General features: G+C 62.3%; 14 protein-coding genes and 1 tRNA gene. 13 read left to right on the top strand and 2 right to left on the bottom strand.

Going from position 1 to position 17459, the window contains the following annotated elements:
* Positions 1–259 precede the first annotated feature (259 nt).
* The 4 genes from BPSG_RS00810 to BPSG_RS00795 all read left to right on the top strand — a co-directional run bounded on the left by BPSG_RS00810 (position 260) and on the right by BPSG_RS00795 (position 6832).
* Entirely contained in the window at positions 260–2155 is a 1896-nt protein-coding gene (locus BPSG_RS00810) for a hypothetical protein (protein ID WP_152595145.1), read from the top strand.
* A gap of 117 nt (positions 2156–2272) precedes the next feature.
* Positions 2273–3772, top strand: a complete 1500-nt coding sequence (locus BPSG_RS00805; RefSeq protein ID WP_051592066.1) for a chloride channel protein — start codon at positions 2273–2275, stop codon at positions 3770–3772.
* A gap of 75 nt (positions 3773–3847) precedes the next feature.
* A complete protein-coding gene (gene oxc / locus BPSG_RS00800) occupies positions 3848–5620 on the top strand; it encodes an oxalyl-CoA decarboxylase (RefSeq protein WP_026643847.1) in 1773 nt (590 codons plus the stop codon).
* Between the two features lie 108 nt (positions 5621–5728).
* A complete protein-coding gene (locus BPSG_RS00795; protein ID WP_026643846.1) occupies positions 5729–6832 on the top strand; it encodes an AEC family transporter in 1104 nt (367 codons plus the stop codon).
* 582 nt (positions 6833–7414) lie between these two features.
* On the opposite strand, the gene frc is transcribed toward BPSG_RS00795, so the two are convergent.
* Together frc and BPSG_RS00785 are read right to left on the bottom strand one after the other, a co-directional pair.
* A complete protein-coding gene (gene frc / locus BPSG_RS00790; protein ID WP_026643845.1) occupies positions 7415–8749 on the bottom strand; it encodes a formyl-CoA transferase in 1335 nt (444 codons plus the stop codon).
* A gap of 197 nt (positions 8750–8946) precedes the next feature.
* Positions 8947–9020 (bottom strand) — tRNA-Met (locus BPSG_RS00785).
* Positions 9021–9163: 143 nt separating this feature from the next.
* Between BPSG_RS00785 and BPSG_RS00780 the strand changes: the two genes are divergently transcribed.
* The 9 genes from BPSG_RS00780 (at position 9164) to BPSG_RS00740 (ending at position 17427) form a co-directional block, all read left to right on the top strand.
* Complete coding sequence (locus BPSG_RS00780; protein ID WP_026643844.1) at positions 9164–10198, top strand: homoserine O-succinyltransferase; 1035 nt, start codon at positions 9164–9166, stop codon at positions 10196–10198.
* A gap of 219 nt (positions 10199–10417) precedes the next feature.
* Positions 10418–11230, top strand: a complete 813-nt coding sequence (gene atpB / locus BPSG_RS00775) for a F0F1 ATP synthase subunit A (protein ID WP_026643843.1) — start codon at positions 10418–10420, stop codon at positions 11228–11230.
* 56 nt (positions 11231–11286) lie between these two features.
* Complete coding sequence (atpE, locus tag BPSG_RS00770; RefSeq protein WP_004219171.1) at positions 11287–11517, top strand: ATP synthase F0 subunit C; 231 nt, start codon at positions 11287–11289, stop codon at positions 11515–11517.
* A gap of 61 nt (positions 11518–11578) precedes the next feature.
* Complete coding sequence (locus BPSG_RS00765; RefSeq protein ID WP_026643842.1) at positions 11579–12103, top strand: F0F1 ATP synthase subunit B; 525 nt, start codon at positions 11579–11581, stop codon at positions 12101–12103.
* A gap of 30 nt (positions 12104–12133) precedes the next feature.
* Complete coding sequence (locus BPSG_RS00760; RefSeq protein ID WP_026643841.1) at positions 12134–12967, top strand: F0F1 ATP synthase subunit delta; 834 nt, start codon at positions 12134–12136, stop codon at positions 12965–12967.
* Between the two features lie 75 nt (positions 12968–13042).
* On the top strand, positions 13043–14704 hold the full coding sequence (atpA, locus tag BPSG_RS00755) for a F0F1 ATP synthase subunit alpha (protein ID WP_026643840.1): 1662 nt from the start codon (positions 13043–13045) through the stop codon (positions 14702–14704).
* Positions 14705–14707: 3 nt separating this feature from the next.
* On the top strand, positions 14708–15628 hold the full coding sequence (locus BPSG_RS00750; RefSeq protein ID WP_026643839.1) for a F0F1 ATP synthase subunit gamma: 921 nt from the start codon (positions 14708–14710) through the stop codon (positions 15626–15628).
* A 9-nt stretch (positions 15629–15637) separates the two neighbouring features.
* The gene (gene atpD, locus BPSG_RS00745; protein WP_026643838.1) at positions 15638–17125 is read left to right on the top strand and encodes a F0F1 ATP synthase subunit beta; all 1488 of its coding nucleotides are present in this window, start codon (positions 15638–15640) and stop codon (positions 17123–17125) included.
* A gap of 2 nt (positions 17126–17127) precedes the next feature.
* Positions 17128–17427: a F0F1 ATP synthase subunit epsilon gene (locus BPSG_RS00740; protein ID WP_026643837.1), complete on the top strand. Its 300-nt coding sequence runs from the start codon at positions 17128–17130 to the stop codon at positions 17425–17427.
* Positions 17428–17459 lie beyond the last annotated feature (32 nt).

The raw sequence follows: 17459 nt of genomic DNA, 5'->3' as shown, positions 1-17459 counted from the left end.
CCTGAGCTTCCACATCACCCTGTGTCCACATTCCGGGATTCCTTCGGCCGTCCGACCACACCACCTCGTCCCGCTTCCGCCCCCGATGGCCGCGGTGCCATGCTCGATGGCACATGCATGGGGTGCCGCAACGGGGCGGTCCACCCCATGGATCTGGCAATGGAGCGACGGAAGGATCATCATGATGGCATATGGCACACAACAACCGCGAATACCACAACGGTTGCGCAGTGGGTTGCGCGCCGCATTGGCGGCATGCGTGGCGGCTGTATTGGCCGTGGCTGCGCCATTGGGTGCGATGGCGGTGCCCGGCGAGATACTGACTGCGGCCAAATCCCAGGATTACTTCATGTATGTGCACAATGGCGGCACGTATTGGATGGGGCCGGTCGGCTACGATTCCACAAGCACGCGGTACTACTGCATCGAGGAGGCCATGCCTTCGACCATGCGGATCGGCTCGGTCTCCCCGCTGCCCGATTCGCCGCAGAACCGGCGGCTCGCCGCACTGTTGCACAAATACCAGCATGTGCACAACAGCGACTACACGCAGACGGCGCTCGCGATCATCATGCATGACGCTTTCGATACCACAACCGGCGCGGCGGGATGGGCCGCGACCCGTGAGACACTGCAGCAATACCCGCAGTTGTTCAAGCGCGTGGACGAGCTGCTCGCCGAAGCGCCGCTGCTTGTGCCGGAGACGATGGCGATGGAACTGGAGTACGACGACGTCGCACGCACCGGCGCCGTGCGCCTGCGGATCCACAACAGTGATGGCGATCCCGTGTCCGATGTACCGTTCACCCTCACAATCGACGGGCCGGCGCGGTTCGGCAACGGGTCGGCCACGATCAGCGGCACGTCGGGCGACTATACGACCGTCATCACATGGCATGCCACAGGCGATGGGCCGCTGACTGTGTCCGGCAGCGTGACGCTCCCGTCGATCGACCGCATCATCAGCTCGCAGGACATGGTCGCGCTCGGCTCCGGGTATGTGCAGGCGCTCGACGAGGTCACCGTGCCTGTGCGCACCACGTTCAACCCCACAATCACCACGCGGACCTCGCCGAAATCAATCGACACCGGCGCGCCGGTGACCGACGACGTGCAGGTCAGCGCATTGCCCGGCAGCGGCGCATGGCCGCGCGGCGCGCAAGTCCACGCGCGCGGCTGGTACTTTGGCGGCCTGCCCGTAAGCGCGCTGGGGGAGCGGTATGTGCCAAACGCGCACGCCACCGCTCCTGAGTTCCTCGAACAGCTGGCGCGCGCCGGGTACGAGCCGTGCGCGTTCGCCGAAGCCACGTTCGGCGCCAGCGGGCAGACGGTGCATGTGCAGGGCGTGCGCGAGCCCGGGTCGGACGAGCCATACCTCGCCGAACAGGGTGGGTTCGGCACATGGGTCTGGGCGATCGAACGCGAACGGCAGAGCCGTGACGTGCGCGAACTGCTCGCAGACGACGTGATCACCGCATTCATGGATCCGAGCGAAACACACGCCGTGCGCGCGCCGCTCACCGTGGAGTCGCGCGTCGTGGAATCCACCGTGCAGCCGGGCGCGCAAATCGCCGACGTGATCCGTGTAAGTGGATTCCCCGATGAGCACGGCAACTGGGCCGGCAGCAGTGAGCACGGCATAGACACCGACGTGCCCTACGCGCAGGTGCGCGTGTGGTGGGCCGGCAGCGGAGACGGGCAAGACGACGGCGCATACGAGCCCGCCGACGCGCAGGAACCGGAGGAAGACGATCACCACACACTCATCGGCACATGGGAATACGAGGCCATCAACGGCGAAATCCATGTCGGGGGAGGGGCGCCCGACGCGCACGGCGACCCCGTGGAGATTAGTGCCGAACGGCCCGGCTGGTACGTGTTCGTCTGGGAATTCGCCGGCGACGGCCGCGTCCAAACCGCCACCAGTTCGTATGCCGACCCGCAGGAACGCGTGTTCGTGCGCGTGGAGCCTGAGCCCGCGCGCACTCCGGAAGCCGTGCCGGTGGCGGAGCCCGAGCCCAAAGCGCCACGGCCACCGGCGCTCGCCGCGACCGGCGTGAGCGACGCATGGCCCATCACCTTGGGACTGCTCACGTTGCTCGCGGCGTCGATCCTGGTGGTGCGTCACAAGCGTGAGCTCGAAGACGGAGAGTGATCCCGTGTCACGCTGTCAGAGGGAGCGGCCGCTAAGGCCGCGCGGCCAACGGTAAGATACACGGTAGCTGAACGAACACCCCGCCACCATGGCATGGCGGCACGAGCAGAGGATGGCATGAGCACCACAACACAAACACCGCAGGCCGGCTCCACAAAGCAGAGCGTGGAGCCGCCTGCGCGGTTCGACTGGATGCAGGTGGTGCGCCACACGCTGTTCGCGTGCCTGTGCGGAGTGGTGTGTGGATTCGCGTCGATCGTGCTGTGCCTGTTCGTGGGGGCCGCGCGAAGCCTGTTCGAACGCGCGCCGTGGCTCATCTGGCTGCTGCCGGTCATGGGCATCGTGCAATTGCTCATGTACAGGTGGTGGAAGCTGCCGCTCAACCTGACGACCGACGCGATCATCGAGAAGATGCGCGCCGGCGACCACCTGAGCGCGCTGCTGGCGCCGGGCATCCTGTTCTCCACGGGCATGACGATCCTGGCCGGCGGCTCGGTGGGCAAGGAGGCCGGGGCGTTGCAGATCGGCGCGAGCCTCGGCACGACGATCGCCAAGCCGTTCCGCCTGCACAACATCCTGCGCCGAGAGGACCACGACGACACCTACGAGATCAACCGCTACATCGCCTCGACCGGCATGGCCGCGGCGTTTTCCGCCCTGTTCTTCGCGCCTCTCGGATCGTGCATGCTCGTGCTCGAACTCATGCGGTTCACGCAGCTGCAGTACGTGACCTCCATGCTCATCGCGTGCTTCATCGCGTTCCTCATCTCCAATCATTTCGGTATTGGTGACGTCATCAACGCGGTGCCCGTGCCGTCCGCCTCGTGGCGCATCATCGGCGTGTGCATCGTCATCGGCATCGCCGCCGCCGTGGCAGGCAGCGTATTCGCCATCGCCATACGCCTGCTGCAGGCGCTCACCATGCGCATCCGGCACAATTATTTTGTGTGGGTGATTGTGGGTGGCCTGCTGTTCGCCGTGCTCGTGACTGTGTTTGGCTGGTGGCGGTTCACCGGTTCGGGCGGCGAGATGCTCAACGATGTGCTCAACATGCCCGATCTGTCGGCCGACTTCGCCATCAAGATGCTGCTGACCGTGCTGTGCCTCGGCATGTGGTTTAAGGGCGGCGAGATCATGCCGTCGTTCTGCATCGGCGGCCTGCTCGGCTCGGCGTGCTTCGCCATGACCGGCACCGACCCGCTGTTCGGCGCGGCGCTCGGCTCAATCTGCTTCCTCACCGCGTTCAACCGCTGCCCGATGTCCGCCGTGCTGCTGGGATGCGAGATCTTCGGCTGGGGCATGTTCCCGTTCCTCGCGGTGGGTGTGGCCATCGCGTTCCTCTTCGGCTACCCGGTGGGCATGTACGGCGCGAGCATCGACGTGCTCGCGCGCTCCGGCTGGCACCAGTTCTTCTCGAACATCCGTGCGTCCGTGGCGAGCAACGAGGTGCACGACGACGCCGGATTCACCGATTTCGTGATGGCCGCCGGATCCGCGCTGCAGCATGTGGCCGGGTCGGCCATGCTCGCCGCGCAAAGCGAGGCGATCCGCGAACAGCGTCGCCGCCATAGACACCAAGACAAGGACGAACACAGCGCTGAGCATAAAATACGCTAAGCGCTTTGCCCAAGCCGAAACCAGTGTGAACCACCTTAGAATCGGGGTAGCAACGTTCCGATAGGAGGAAAGTTCATGACTGACGAAACAACCACTACCCAGCCGCAGGAGCAGAATCTCACTGATTCCCCGCACTACCTGGCCCAAGCGCTGATGGCCAACGGCATCAAGAACATGTATGGTATCGTCGGCATCCCAGTGACTGACTTCGCGCGTATCGCGCAGGGCATGGGCATGCGCTACATCGGCATGCGCCATGAGGAGGACGCGGTCAATGCCGCCGCGGCCGAAGGCTTCCTGACCGGCAAGCCGGCAGTGGCGTTGACCGTCTCCGCCCCCGGCTTCCTCAACGGTCTCGCCGCCATGCTTGAAGCCACCACCAACGGATTCCCGGTCATCATGATCGGCGGGTCCTCGACCCGCAACGTCGTCGACATGCACGAAGGCGAATATGAGGGTCTCGACCAGATGAACTACGCGAAGGCCTTCTGCAAGGAATCTTTCCGCATCGACAAGATCGAGGACATCCCGCTCGCCGTGGCGCGCGCCATGCACATCGCATGCTCCGGCCGTCCGGGCGCCGTCTACATCGACTTCCCGGATGACGCCGTGGCGCAGACGATGGACAAGGACGAAGCCGCAGCCAAGCTGTGGACCGCGAACCAGCCGAACCCGGCCATGCCGCCGGCGCAGGCGTCGATCGACGAAGCGCTCAAGCTGCTGAGCGAAGCCAAGAATCCGCTCATGCTCGTAGGCAAGGGCGCAGCGCTCGCGCAGGCCGAAGACGAGCTCAAGGAGTTCGTCTCGAAGACCGACATCCCGTTCCAGCCCATGTCGATGGCCAAGGGCCTCATCCCGGACGACGACCCGCACTGCACCGCCAGCGCGCGTGGCCTCGCGCTGCGCACCGCCGACGTGGTGCTGCTCGTGGGCGCCCGCCTCAATTGGATGCTGAACTTCGGCGAGGGCAAGGAATGGAACCCGAACGTCAAGTTCATCCAGATCGAGATCGATCCGAACGAGATCGAGAACGCACGCCCGATCGCGTGCCCGGTCGTCGGCGACATCAAGTCCGCCATGGCGATGCTCAATGCCGGACTTGAGAAGACGCCGTTCAAGGCTTCCTCCGAGTGGCTCGGCGCCATTCAGGCAGACTCCAAGAAGAATGACGAGAAGTTTGCCGCACGCATCAACTCCGGCAAGGTGCCGATGGGCCATTACGATGCCTTGGGCGCGATCAAGAAGGTCTACGACCAGAACAAGGACGTGATCCTCACCAACGAAGGCGCCAACACGCTCGATGATTGCCGCAACATCATCGACATCTACCAGCCGCGCCACCGCCTCGACTGCGGCACGTGGGGCGTCATGGGCTGCGCCGTCGGCTATTCGATCGGCGCCGCGGTGTCCACCGGCAAGAAGGTGCTGTACATCGGTGGCGACTCCGGCTTCGGCTTCGACGGCATGGAAGTCGAAGTGGCCTGCCGTTACAACCTGCCGATCACCTTCGTGGTGCTCAACAACGGCGGCATCTACCGTGGTGACTTTGAAAACCTCGGCAAGGACGGCGACCCGTCGCCGCTGACCCTCACCTACGACGCCCATTACGAGAAGATGATCGAGGCGTTCGGTGGCAAAGGCTACTACGCTACCACGCCAGACGAAGTCGAGCAGATGGTCGGTGAGGCAGTCGCCTCCGGCAAGCCGAGCTTCGTGCACGTGCAGCTCGCTGACTACGCCGGCAAGGAGTCCGGCCACATCAGCAACCTCAATCCGAAGCCGGTCGTGGGTCCGCTCGCGACCTCCGAGGTGACCTCTGACCCGTACATCGAGGGCGCGCATATGTGATCGATGCCTGATATGGGGCAACGGGGCACGCCACGGCCGTACTGATGTCACGGCCGTGGCGGTCCGTTGCCCCGGGCATCCGCCACCGAAGAGAAGAAAGTTTTTATCATGGTACAGATTTTGGTAAACGATATCATCCCGATCATCGTCATCATGGCGTTGGGATATGTCTGCGGCAAGCTCAGCTATTTCGACGACGATCAGCGACAGGGCCTCAACAAGGTCGTGCTCAACATCGCACTGCCGGCCGCATTGTTCATCTCCATCGTCAAGGCGACCCGTGAAGAGCTCGCCCAGGACACCACGCTGACGATCCTCGGATTCGTCGGCATCATCGTCATGTTCATGCTCAGCTACTACCTGTGCCGCCTCATGTTCAAGCACAGCATCCAGGAAGCGGCCGTGTGCGCGTTGATCGCCGGCTCCCCGACGATCGGCTTCCTCGGCTTCGCAGTGCTTGATCCTATCTATGGCGATACCGTGAGCACCAACCTCGTCATCGCGATCATCTCGATCGTGGTGAACGCCGTGACCATCCCGATCGGCATGTATCTCATCAACCTCGGCCAGGCCAAGGACCGCGCCAAGCTGTCCGCTGCCGCCACCACGACCGCCAAGGGCGAAGTCACCGTCAAGGCGCCGAAGGCCGACGTGGCCGTCGATCCGTCCAAGGACGCGTCGAAGGACAAGAACGCCGAGGTCATGGTCTCCAAGTCCTCCAACATGGGCAAGAAGAAGAACAGCAACCTCGCCGCGCTCGTCAACGCGCTGAAGCAGCCGGTCTGCTGGGCCCCGCTGCTCGCCATCGTGCTCGTGCTCATCGGCGTGCGTGTGCCTGACCAGGTGGCCCCCACCTTCGACCTCATCGCCAAGGCGAACTCCGGCGTGGCCGTGCTCGCCGCTGGTCTGGCGCTTTCGACCGTCAAGTTCTCGCTCGGCTGGGAGACGATCTGGAATACCTTCTACCGCCTGATCCTGACCCCTGCCGCGTTCCTTGGCGTCGGTCTGCTGTGCGGCATGGGCCACGACGTCAACAAGCTCTCGATGCTTGTCATGGCCGTCGCCCTTCCTCCGGCGTTCTCGGGCATCATCATCTCGAGCCGTTACAACATCTACGTCAAGGAAGGTGCCTCCACCACCGCGGTCTCGACCGTCGTGTTCGCCGTCACCTGCCTGCTGTGGATCTGGCTCGTGCCGCTGTGCGTCCACTGATAGTGTGCTAAACGGCATCCATCATCTTGGGGCTCCCCGCCACATTGGCGGGGAGCCCTTTTGCTACGGGCAGCCTCTTTGCTACGGGTAGTGCTTTTATTGCTACGGGTAGTGTTCTGCCAATTTGCGCATCACTAAAACCTTGGTTTTTTCAACGCTTGTACATGGTTGTTGCCTAAGGAGGCACTGCCCGTAGCAGAAAGAACACTACCCGTAGCAAAGAGAATGATGCGTATGCGCTGAATTCGCCGTTGACGTCACCGCCATGGACGTGGGTGTCGATGCCCAGCCACCAACAGCCATATTACCCACGATTGATGGCACTCGGTGTCTAGGCTCAGCCATAAGAGTCCATCTCAAGCCACTGCGATGGACTCTTATGGCTGACCTTAGACACCTACAGCTGTGCAGAGCAATGCCGGCGACAAACCATGACTGACCTTAGACACGTACAGCCATCCCGAGCGAACGGCGGCATTGTCGTGGCACGCACTAATTCTTATGGCCGTATATATGAATGGTGCCTGTGCATCACCGCGGATGCACAGGCACCATTCATATATAGAGTCAGTCAGGCTGACGTCAGTCGGTCGTCGGGGCGGCCACAAGGTCCGCCTTGACGCCGTCGTTGCCGCCGATGACGCCCTTTTGTGCGAGTTCCTTGATCTGGTCCTCGGTGTAGCCAAGGGCGGTCAGGATCTCTTCGTTGTTCTCGCCGAGCTTCGGTGCGCGCTGATAGTCAGGCGTGTAGTTGCTCAGCGTGAACGGCATGCCGATCGTCTTGAACTTGCCGCGGGCATCGCCCTGGTCGATCGTGATGAGCGTGCCGTCCTCGTTGAGGTCCGGGTCGTTCTCGAGCTCGTTCCAATCGAGCACCGGGCCCACCGGGACGCCCTTCGCACCGAGTTCCTTGGTCAGCGTGTACTTGTCGTACTGCATGGTGTACTGCTCAACGCGCTTGTACACCTCCTGCTTGTGCTCGTCGCGTGCGTTCGGCGTGCTGAACTTCGGGTCGGTGAGCCAGTCCTGGAACCCCATTGCGTTGCAGAAGTTCTCGAAGCCCTTCTGCGACTGCTGGATCACGATGTACACGTACGCGTTCGGGTCGGTCTCCCAGCCCTTCGCGCGGTAGCACCAGCCCAGCACCAGACCGCCTTCGGCGTTGGCCGCGCGTGGAATCGCCTTGCCGAACTTGTAACCCGGGTAGCAGTCGTAGTACGACAGCTGGTGCAGATGGTCGAGGATGAGCTGGTCACGCAGCTTGATGCGGCACAGGTTGAGCACCGCGTTCTGCATGGACTGGTAGACGAAGACGCCTTCGCCCGTGCGCTCACGCTGCAGCAGTGCGGTCAGAATGCCGATGAGCAGGTGCATGCCAGTGTTCGAATCGCCGAGCGCCGCGCCGGACTGGGTCGGGACGTTCTTGTCGCCGTCCCACCAGCCGGTCGTCGAGGCCGCGCCGCCTGCGCACTGCGCGACAGGCTCGAAGGCCTTGACGTGCTCGAAGCGGCTGCCCTGATTGAAGCCCTTCAGCGAGGCCATGATCAGCCTCGGGTTGATCTTGTGCACTTCGTCCCAGCCGAAGCCGAGCTTCTCCACGTCGCCAGGGCCGATGTTCTCGACAAAGACGTCGGCGTCTTTGAGCAGGTCGGTCAGGATCTTCTTGCCTTCGGGATCCTTCATGTCGAGCGTGATGGACTTCTTGTTGGCGTTGAGCTGCAGGAAGTACAGCGAATAGGAGCCGTCAACGTCGTTCATCTCGTTGCGGGTTGGGTCGCCGCCCTTGACCTTTTCGAGCTTGATGACCTCTGCACCCATCCAAGCCAGCATCTGGGTGCACGAAGGACCGGACTGCACCTGCGTCCAGTCAATGACCTTGATGCCCGCAAGAGGGGTGGTATTAGTAGCGTCAGCCATATGGACTCCTTAATATAGATATATAGCCAATTAGCTTCAATGTACGCAGGTCAATCCGAGGTCCCAAGCGATTTAAGCTACTGGACGGAACTATGCAGCTGGACGCCAACAATGCGGTATGCACACGCCGGATTGTGCGCACGGCTAGCCACAGAAAACAAAAGACCGGAAATCTTTCGATTCCCGGTCTGTGCTAGTAGCGGGGCATGGATTTGAACCATGGACCTCTGGGTTATGAGCCCAGCGAGCTACCGAGCTGCTCCACCCCGCGCCGGCTGTTTTGAACAGCTCTATTAAACATACTCAGATGCGCGGCTATGTCAATACTCGGCGTGTCGCGCCATATTCCACCATTCGGTCCGCGCAGTGAACACTCGCCGGGCGCTCGTCAGGCGCGCGCCGATAATGAAGAGCATGCCTATCAAGATTCCCGGTGGTCTGCCCGCGCGCGCGATCCTCGACTCCGAGCGCATCTTCGCGCTCGAAAAGCCCGAGGCTGAGCGTCAGCGCGTGCGCCCGCTCAAGATGGTGATCCTCAACCTCATGCCCAAGAAGATCGAGACCGAGACGCAGCTGCTGCGCCTGATCTCGAAGTCCCCGCTGCAGGTGGAGATCGACTTCATGAAGACGAGCACGCACGAATCGACGCACGTGAGCGCCGATCATCTCGTGAAGTTCTATGAACCGCTTGAGTCGTTCGCGGACAATTATTATGACGGCCTGATCGTGACCGGCGCGCCCGTGGAGCACCTATCGTTCGAACAGGTGGATTACTGGGACGAGTTCCGGCGCATCCTCGACTGGGCCGCGAGCCACGTCTTCTCCACGATGTACCTGTGCTGGGGAGCGATGGGAGCGCTGCACCACCGCTACGGCGTGCGCAAGGTCGACCTCGACGAGAAACTGTTCGGCGTGTTCCCGCAGTTCCTCCAAGACGAATACTGCTTCCTCACCAATGGGTTCGACGAGATTGCGCTGCAGCCGCATTCGCGCGTCGCCGGCGTCGACGAGCGCGATCTCGCGGCGCGCCCTGAACTGCAGGTGCTGACGTGGGGCCCGGAATCCGGCCCCGGCCTGATCTCGACGCGCGATTTCAGCGAGGTGTTCGCCCTCGGCCATTGGGAGTACGGCAAATATACGCTTGCAGAAGAATACGAGCGCGATATGAAGCGCGGCCTGACAAATGTGCCGTTTCCGCGCAATTACTTTCCGCACGACGACCCGTCGACCGCACCGCTGTTCTCGTGGCGCGCGCACGCGAATCTGCTGTGGCGCAACTGGCTCAACTGGGTGTACCAGATGACACCGTACGATCTGACTGAAGTGCCGGGCCTGCGCGCGCAGGGCAAGCTCGGCACCGACCATGTGGTGCGCCATGCGCCGTGCCCGCCACGCGAAGACGGCTTCCGGCCGTTCCTCGACGATGGTTACGGGCTCATCGTTCGCTAAGAGCGGCGATACGCTCCGCGTTGCGCCAGATGTCCACTGGCGAGCCAATAATCACGTTGCGACGAGTTCTGAAGGAACTGTGAAGACGAGAAGATGAACGACGCGCCCGGCCGGCGCGCCGCGAGACGCGGCTGCGCCTTGCATGGAAATCTTGCCGTCACATTCACGGAACAACTTGGATTAGACTAACAGCAGAACATTCGGATTCAGGAGGCATGAATGGTTGATGTATTCGCCGCGGGCGCAGCCACGCTTGCAGAGGCATCGATGGAAATGCCAAGCATTGAAGACTTCCTTCCCCCGGAGATTCTGTTCGAGGGCACACCGTTCGCCATCAACCGCATCATCTTCGTGCGCATCCTCGCCACAATCATCATGTTGTTGGTGCTGGGCATCACCGCGGCGCGCGCGAAGCTGATCCCCGGCCGCTGGCAGAGCGCCGTGGAGTGGGTCATCGATTTTGTGAAGAACGACATCGTGTACCAAGTGATGGGTGAGGTGCGCGGCAAGCGGTATGTGCCGATGATCACGACCGTGTTCCTCACGCTGCTCGTCTTCAACCTGTGCGGCGAGATCCCCGGCATGAACATCGCGGCGAGCGCGACGATCACGTTGCCGCTCGTGTTCGCCATGTGGTGCTTCGTGCAGTATTGGATCGCCGGCATTCGCGAAAAGGGCCTCGGGCACTTCCTGCGCGACGAGCTCTTCCCGAAGGGCGTGCCGTGGCCGATCTACATCCTGTTGAGCCCGATCCAGCTGCTCGAGCTGCTGGTGATCCGCCCGTTCTCGCTGACGATCCGACTGTTCGCCAACATGGTTTCGGGCCATTTGATTCTTGCGCTGTGCCTTTCGGCCACGCAGTACTTCCTGATCGACGTGGTGAACAAGGCCATGATGCCGTTCGGCGTCGTTACATTCGCGGCGGGCCTGTTCATGTACCTGTTCGAGGTGCTTGTGGCGTGCCTGCAGGCGTATATCTTCGCGATCCTGACCACCGCGTACATCAACATGAGCTATCCGGAGATCGACTGACCGCCGGCCAATAACAAATGTGTTGCCACACGGCAATAACCAGAAAGGAAACAACCATGGATATCGTTACCCTCGCTGAGGTTGCGGGCAACCTGAACGTCGTCGGCTATGGTCTCGCAGCCATTGGTCCTGGCATCGGTCTGGGCATCCTGATCGGCAAGACGATCGAAAGCACGGCTCGCCAGCCTGAACTCGGCGGCCGTCTGCAGACGCTGATGTTCCTCGGTCTCGCATTCGTCGAGGTTCTGGCGCTGCTCGGCTTCGTCGCCGCGTTCATCTTCCAGTGATCGAACGGATCTGAGACACGAAGCAATTCCAACCAGGACATGAAAGGAGGAGGGCATCATGGTGACCATGGCCGCCGAAGGCGTTGATTTGTTCATCCCCAAGGTCTATGACATCGTGTGGTCGCTGATCATCCTGTTGATCGTGGCCGCGTTCTTCTACAAGTTCTTCCTGCCGAAGTTCCAGTCCATATTCGATGAACGTGCCGCGAAGATCGAGGGTGGCATCGCCAAGGCGGAGCAAGCCCAGAAAGACGCGGACGAAGCGAAGAAGAAGTACCAGGCCCAGCTGAGCACCGCCCGCGTGGAGGCTTCCAAGATCCGTGACGATGCGCGCGCCGAGGCGTCACACATCATCGCCGACGCGCGTTCGCGCGCCGAGACCGAGGCCGCGCAGATCACGGCGAACGCCCAGCGTTCGCTGGAATCGCAGCAGCAGAAGGCCATGGTGAGCCTCAAGGGTGAAGTCGGCACGTTGGCGACTTCGCTCGCTGAGAAGATTCTTGGTTCCGAACTCAAAGACAGCGCCGTGCAGTCGGACATGATCGACCAGATGATCTCCGACATGGAGCAGGGCGAGGACAAGTAGCGCCAATCCGCAAGGAAGGGAGGTGACCAGATGCGAGGAGAGGCATCACGAGTGGCCGATCGCGAATCGCGTGATTCGTTTGCCGCGAAACTGCGCGCATCCGGTGACGACGCCTGGCAGATCGGCGACGAACTGTTCGGCATTACCTGCACGCTCGACCACAATCCGCGTCTGCAGCGCGCTCTGACCGATCCCGGCCGGCCTGTGGCAGACAAGGTGAAGCTGCTCAACGAGCTCATCGGCGGCAAAGTGCAGCCGATGACGATGGAGATCATGACCGATCTCGTCTCGCGCAGCTGGAGCCGTGCGTATGACATCGACAACGCCACGGAGGACTTCGCGGTGGATGCGATGATGTACCAGGCAGACAAGGACGGCGCCACATTGCGCGTGTCCATCGAGCTTGCCGAACTGCAGTCAGCGCTGCTCAACCTGCCGGTCGTCCGCGCGGACCTGTCCAACGCGGACAGTCCGATTCAGGCCCGGTACGACCTACTGCACGCGCTCATCGGCAACGAGGACTTCAACAAGATCACGGTCAGGCTCGCCACGCACAGCACACGCAATCCGCGCAACCGCCGCTATCTCGAGACGATCCAGTGGCTCATCAACAAATTCTCCCGCCATATGGGCGAATCGATGGTCACGGTGACCACCGCGGCGCCGCTGACCGACACGCAGGCCGACCGTCTCGCGCAGATCTACACGAAGAAGGTCGGGCGCCCCGTGCACATCCACTCTGTCGTCGACGAGACGGTCATGGGCGGCATGCGCATCCAGGTGGGCGACGAGGTCACCGACAACACGGTGATCGCGCAATTGCAGAATCTGAAGCGCAAGGCGAAAGCCGGAACCAACGACTGACGCCGCAGCGCGTCATGCAGGCCTGCGCCACGCGCGGACCGCAAGCGAATGTATACACAACACTAAGGAGTGATCATGGCAGAATTGACCATTGATCCCGCCACGATACGCAAGGCGCTCGATGACTTCGTCGATTCGTACAAGCCATCCGACACGCCGACCCAGGAAGTGGGCCACGTCGCCACCGCCGGTGACGGCATTGCGCATGTGACGGGGCTGCCTGGTTGCATGGCCAACGAGCTGCTGACCTTCGAGGACGGCACCCTTGGCCTGGCGTTCAATCTGGACGCCCGAGAGATCGGCGTGGTTATCCTCGGCGATTTCGTCGGCATCGAAGAAGGGCAGGAAGTCCGCCGCACTGGCGAGGTGCTCTCGGTGCCGGTCGGCGACGGCTTCCTGGGCCGCGTGGTTGACCCACTGGGCAAGCCCATCGACGGCTTGGGCGAGATCAAGAGCGAAGGACGCCGCATCCTTGAGGCGCAGGCACCCGATGTGATGCACCGCCACCCTGTGGATGAGCCTATGTCCACGGGCCTCAAGGCCATCGACGCCATGACGCCGATCGGCCGCGGCCAGCGACAGCTCATCATCGGCGACCGCCAGACCGGCAAGACCGCCATCGCGATCGACACGATCATCAACCAGAAGACGAACTGGGAGTCCGGCGACCCGAAGAAGCAGGTGCGCTGCATCTATGTGGCCATCGGCCAGAAGGGCTCCACCATCGCCTCGGTCAAGCAGAGCCTCGAAGAGGCCGGCGCCATGGAATACACCACGATCGTGGCCTCCCCGGCGTCCGATTCCGCGGGCTTCAAGTACATCGCCCCGTACACCGGTTCGGCCATCGGCCAGCACTGGATGTACCACGGCAAAGACGTGCTCATCGTGTTCGACGACCTGTCCAAGCAGGCCGAAGCGTACCGTTCGATCTCGCTGCTGTTGCGCCGCCCGCCGGGGCGTGAAGCGTACCCGGGCGACGTCTTCTACCTGCATTCGCGCCTGCTGGAACGCTGCGCGCGTGTCTCCGACGATCTGGGCGGCGGTTCGATGACCGGCCTGCCGATTGTCGAGACGAAGGCGAACGACGTCTCCGCGTACATTCCGACCAACGTGATCTCGATCACCGACGGCCAGATCTTCCTGCAGTCCGACCTGTTCAACGCCGGCCAGCGCCCCGCAGTGGACGTCGGCATCTCGGTCTCCCGAGTCGGCGGCGCCGCACAGACGAAGGCGCTGAAGAAGGTCTCCGGCACGCTGAAGATCTCGCTGGCGCGGTACCGCTCGCTCGAATCCTTCGCCATGTTCGCGTCCGATCTGGATGCGGCGTCGAAGGCCCAGCTCAACCGAGGCGCGCGTCTGACCGAGCTGCTCAAGCAGCCGCAGTTCTCGCCGTACTCGATGGAGCAGGAGGTCGTTTCGGTGTGGGCCGGCACCAACGGCAAGCTCGACGACCTGGAGATCGCCGACGTGCTGCCGTTCGAACGTGGCCTGCTCGAATACGTGAGCAGCAACACCGACATCCTCAAGACCATTCGCGACACCGGCGATTTCACCAAGGAGACCGAAGCGGCCCTCGACAAGGCCGTGGACGCCTTCCGTGAGACGTACGTCACCAAGGCCGGCAAGCCGCTCGTCGACAAGAAGCCGGTGCCGAAGAGCGCCACGCCGGTCGACCAAGAGCAGATCAAGGCCCAGGGCCGCAAGGCACAGGCGGCCAAGAGCGCAGAAAAGAAGTAACCTATGGCATCGCAACTCGCATTAAAGAGCAGAATCGCCTCCACGGGTTCATTGGAGAAGATCTTCAACGCCCAGGAGATGATCGCGGCTTCGCACATCGCGCAGGCCCGTGAGGTCGCGCTCAACGCGAAGCCCTACACTGATGCGATTTTCGATGCCGTCCAGACACTGGTATCTCACTCCCATATCGCGCATCCGATCGTCAGGAAGGAGGGCGACAACCCTCGCGTTGCCGTGCTCGCCCTGACGGCGGACCGCGGTATGGCCGGCGCGTACACTTCGTCGATCATTCGCGAGACCGAAGATCTGCTCAACCGACTGGAGGGGGCAGGCAAGGAGCCGGAACTGTTCGTCTATGGGCGTCGTGGTGTGTCGTACTACAAGTACCGCAACCGCCCCATGGCGCAGACGTGGGAAGGCGATACCGAGAAGCCTGGCGTCGAAGTCGCAGACGCAATCTCACGCGCCCTGCTGGAGGCGTACATGAAATCCGCCGAAAAGGGCGGTGTCAGTGAGCTCTACATCGTGTACACCGAGTTCATCAACATGGTTGTGCAGAAAGTGCGCGTGTTGCGCATGCTGCCCGTGGAGATCATCAAGCCGGAGGAAACGGCCACCAGTGGCCCCGATACGCAGAGCACACAGAACGTGATGCCGCTGTACTCGTTTGAGCCGAGCCTTGATGAGGTGCTCGATGCGGTGCTGCCGAGGTACGTGCGTTCGCGCATTCACGAATGCCTGCTGGAAGCCGCGGCTTCCGAAGTGGCCTGCCGGCAGAATGCCATGCATACCGCAACAGAGAACGCACGTGATCTGATCAACGACCTGACCCGCAAGCTCAACGCTTCGCGTCAGGCGTCGATCACTCAGGAACTTACCGAAATCATCGGCAGCGCCGATGCGTTGAACAAAAAGGAAGAGTAGGAACGCGAAATGGCTGAGAATCAGACTACAGCGACTTCCGACGAGGCTGTCGAGCCCATCGTCGGTCACGTGACGCGTATCCAGGGATCGGTCATCGACGTGGAGTTCCCTGTCGGTCACATGCCGGATATCTACAATGCGTTGACCGTGGAGATCAACCAGATGGGCCAGCAGGAGGAAGGCGAGCAGAGCCACGTCACCATCATGCTGGAGGTCGAGCAGCACATGGGCGATTCGACTGCCCGCTGCGTGGCGCTCAAGTCGACCGACGGCCTGGTCCGTGGCGCCGCGGTGCACGACACCGGCGGCCCGATCGAAGTGCCGGTCGGCGATGTGACCAAGGGCCATGTGTTCGACGTGGCCGGCCACATCCTCAACAAGAAGCCCGACGAGAAGATCGTGATCAAGGAGCGTTGGCCCATCCACCGCAATCCGCCGGCGTTCGACCAGCTTGAGTCGAAGACCCAGATGTTCGAAACGGGCATCAAGGTCATCGATCTGCTCACCCCGTACGTGCAGGGCGGCAAGATTGGTCTGTTCGGTGGCGCAGGCGTGGGCAAGACGGTGCTGATCCAGGAGATGATCCAGCGCGTGGCCCAGAACCACGGCGGCGTCTCGGTGTTCGCGGGCGTCGGCGAACGCACGCGTGAGGGCAACGACCTCATTGGCGAAATGGACGAGGCGGGTGTGCTCGAGAAGACCGCACTGGTCTTCGGCCAGATGGATGAGCAGCCGGGCACCCGTCTGCGCGTGCCGCTGACCGCACTGACGATGGCCGAGTACTTCCGTGACGTCGAGAACCAGGACGTGCTGTTGTTCATCGACAACATCTTCCGCTTCACGCAGGCCGGTTCCGAGGTCTCCACATTGCTGGGCCGCATGCCTTCCGCCGTGGGCTACCAGCCGAACCTCGCCGACGAGATGGGTTCGCTCCAGGAGCGCATCACTTCGACGCGCGGCCACTCGATCACCTCGCTGCAGGCTATCTACGTGCCCGCCGACGACTACACCGACCCGGCCCCGGCCACGACCTTCGCCCACTTGGACGCGACGACCGAGCTTTCGCGTGACATCGCGTCGAAGGGCATCTACCCGGCCGTCGACCCGCTGGCCTCCACCTCGCGCATCCTCGACCCGCGCTATGTGGGACAGGCGCACTACGACTGCGCGAATCGCGTGAAGGCGATCCTGCAACGCAACAAGGAACTGCAGGACATCATCGCCCTCATCGGCATCGACGAGCTCGGCGAGGAAGACAAGACGATCGTCAACCGCGCCCGCAAGATCGAGCAGTTCCTCGGCCAGAACTTCTACGTGGCCGAGAAGTTCACCGGCGTGCCCGGCTCGTACGTGCCCGCGGAAGAGACGATCGAGGCGTTCACGCGCATCTGCGACGGCGTGTACGACAACGTGCCCGAGCAGGCGTTCTCCGGCATCGGCGGCATCGACGACCTCGAGAAGAAGTGGCACAAGATGCAGAAGGAATACGGTGACTGATCATGGCCGGCACAACGATGGACGTGAACATCGTCTCCGCTGAGCATCCCATCTGGAGCGGCACGGCGAAGGCGGTGCTCGTGCCCGCCTATGCGGGCGGGCTCGGTATTCTGCCCGGCCACGAACCGGTGCTTTCGGTCATTCAGGAAGGCCCGCTCGTCGTCACCGAACCGGACGGCAGGAAGCATTCGTTCGAAGTGACCGACGGGTTCATCTCGTTCGATTCGAACAAGTTGACCGTGGTCGTGGAGCAGGGGCGGTCGATGCAGAACATTCCGATTGACGAAACCGGCATCCAGTGACGCGCACACCGCGGCACGCATGATGCGAGGCG

Source organism: Bifidobacterium pseudolongum subsp. globosum, assembly GCF_000741295.1.
Lineage (GTDB): Bacteria > Actinomycetota > Actinomycetes > Actinomycetales > Bifidobacteriaceae > Bifidobacterium > Bifidobacterium globosum.
This window is presented reverse-complemented; position numbering and strand designations above follow the sequence as displayed.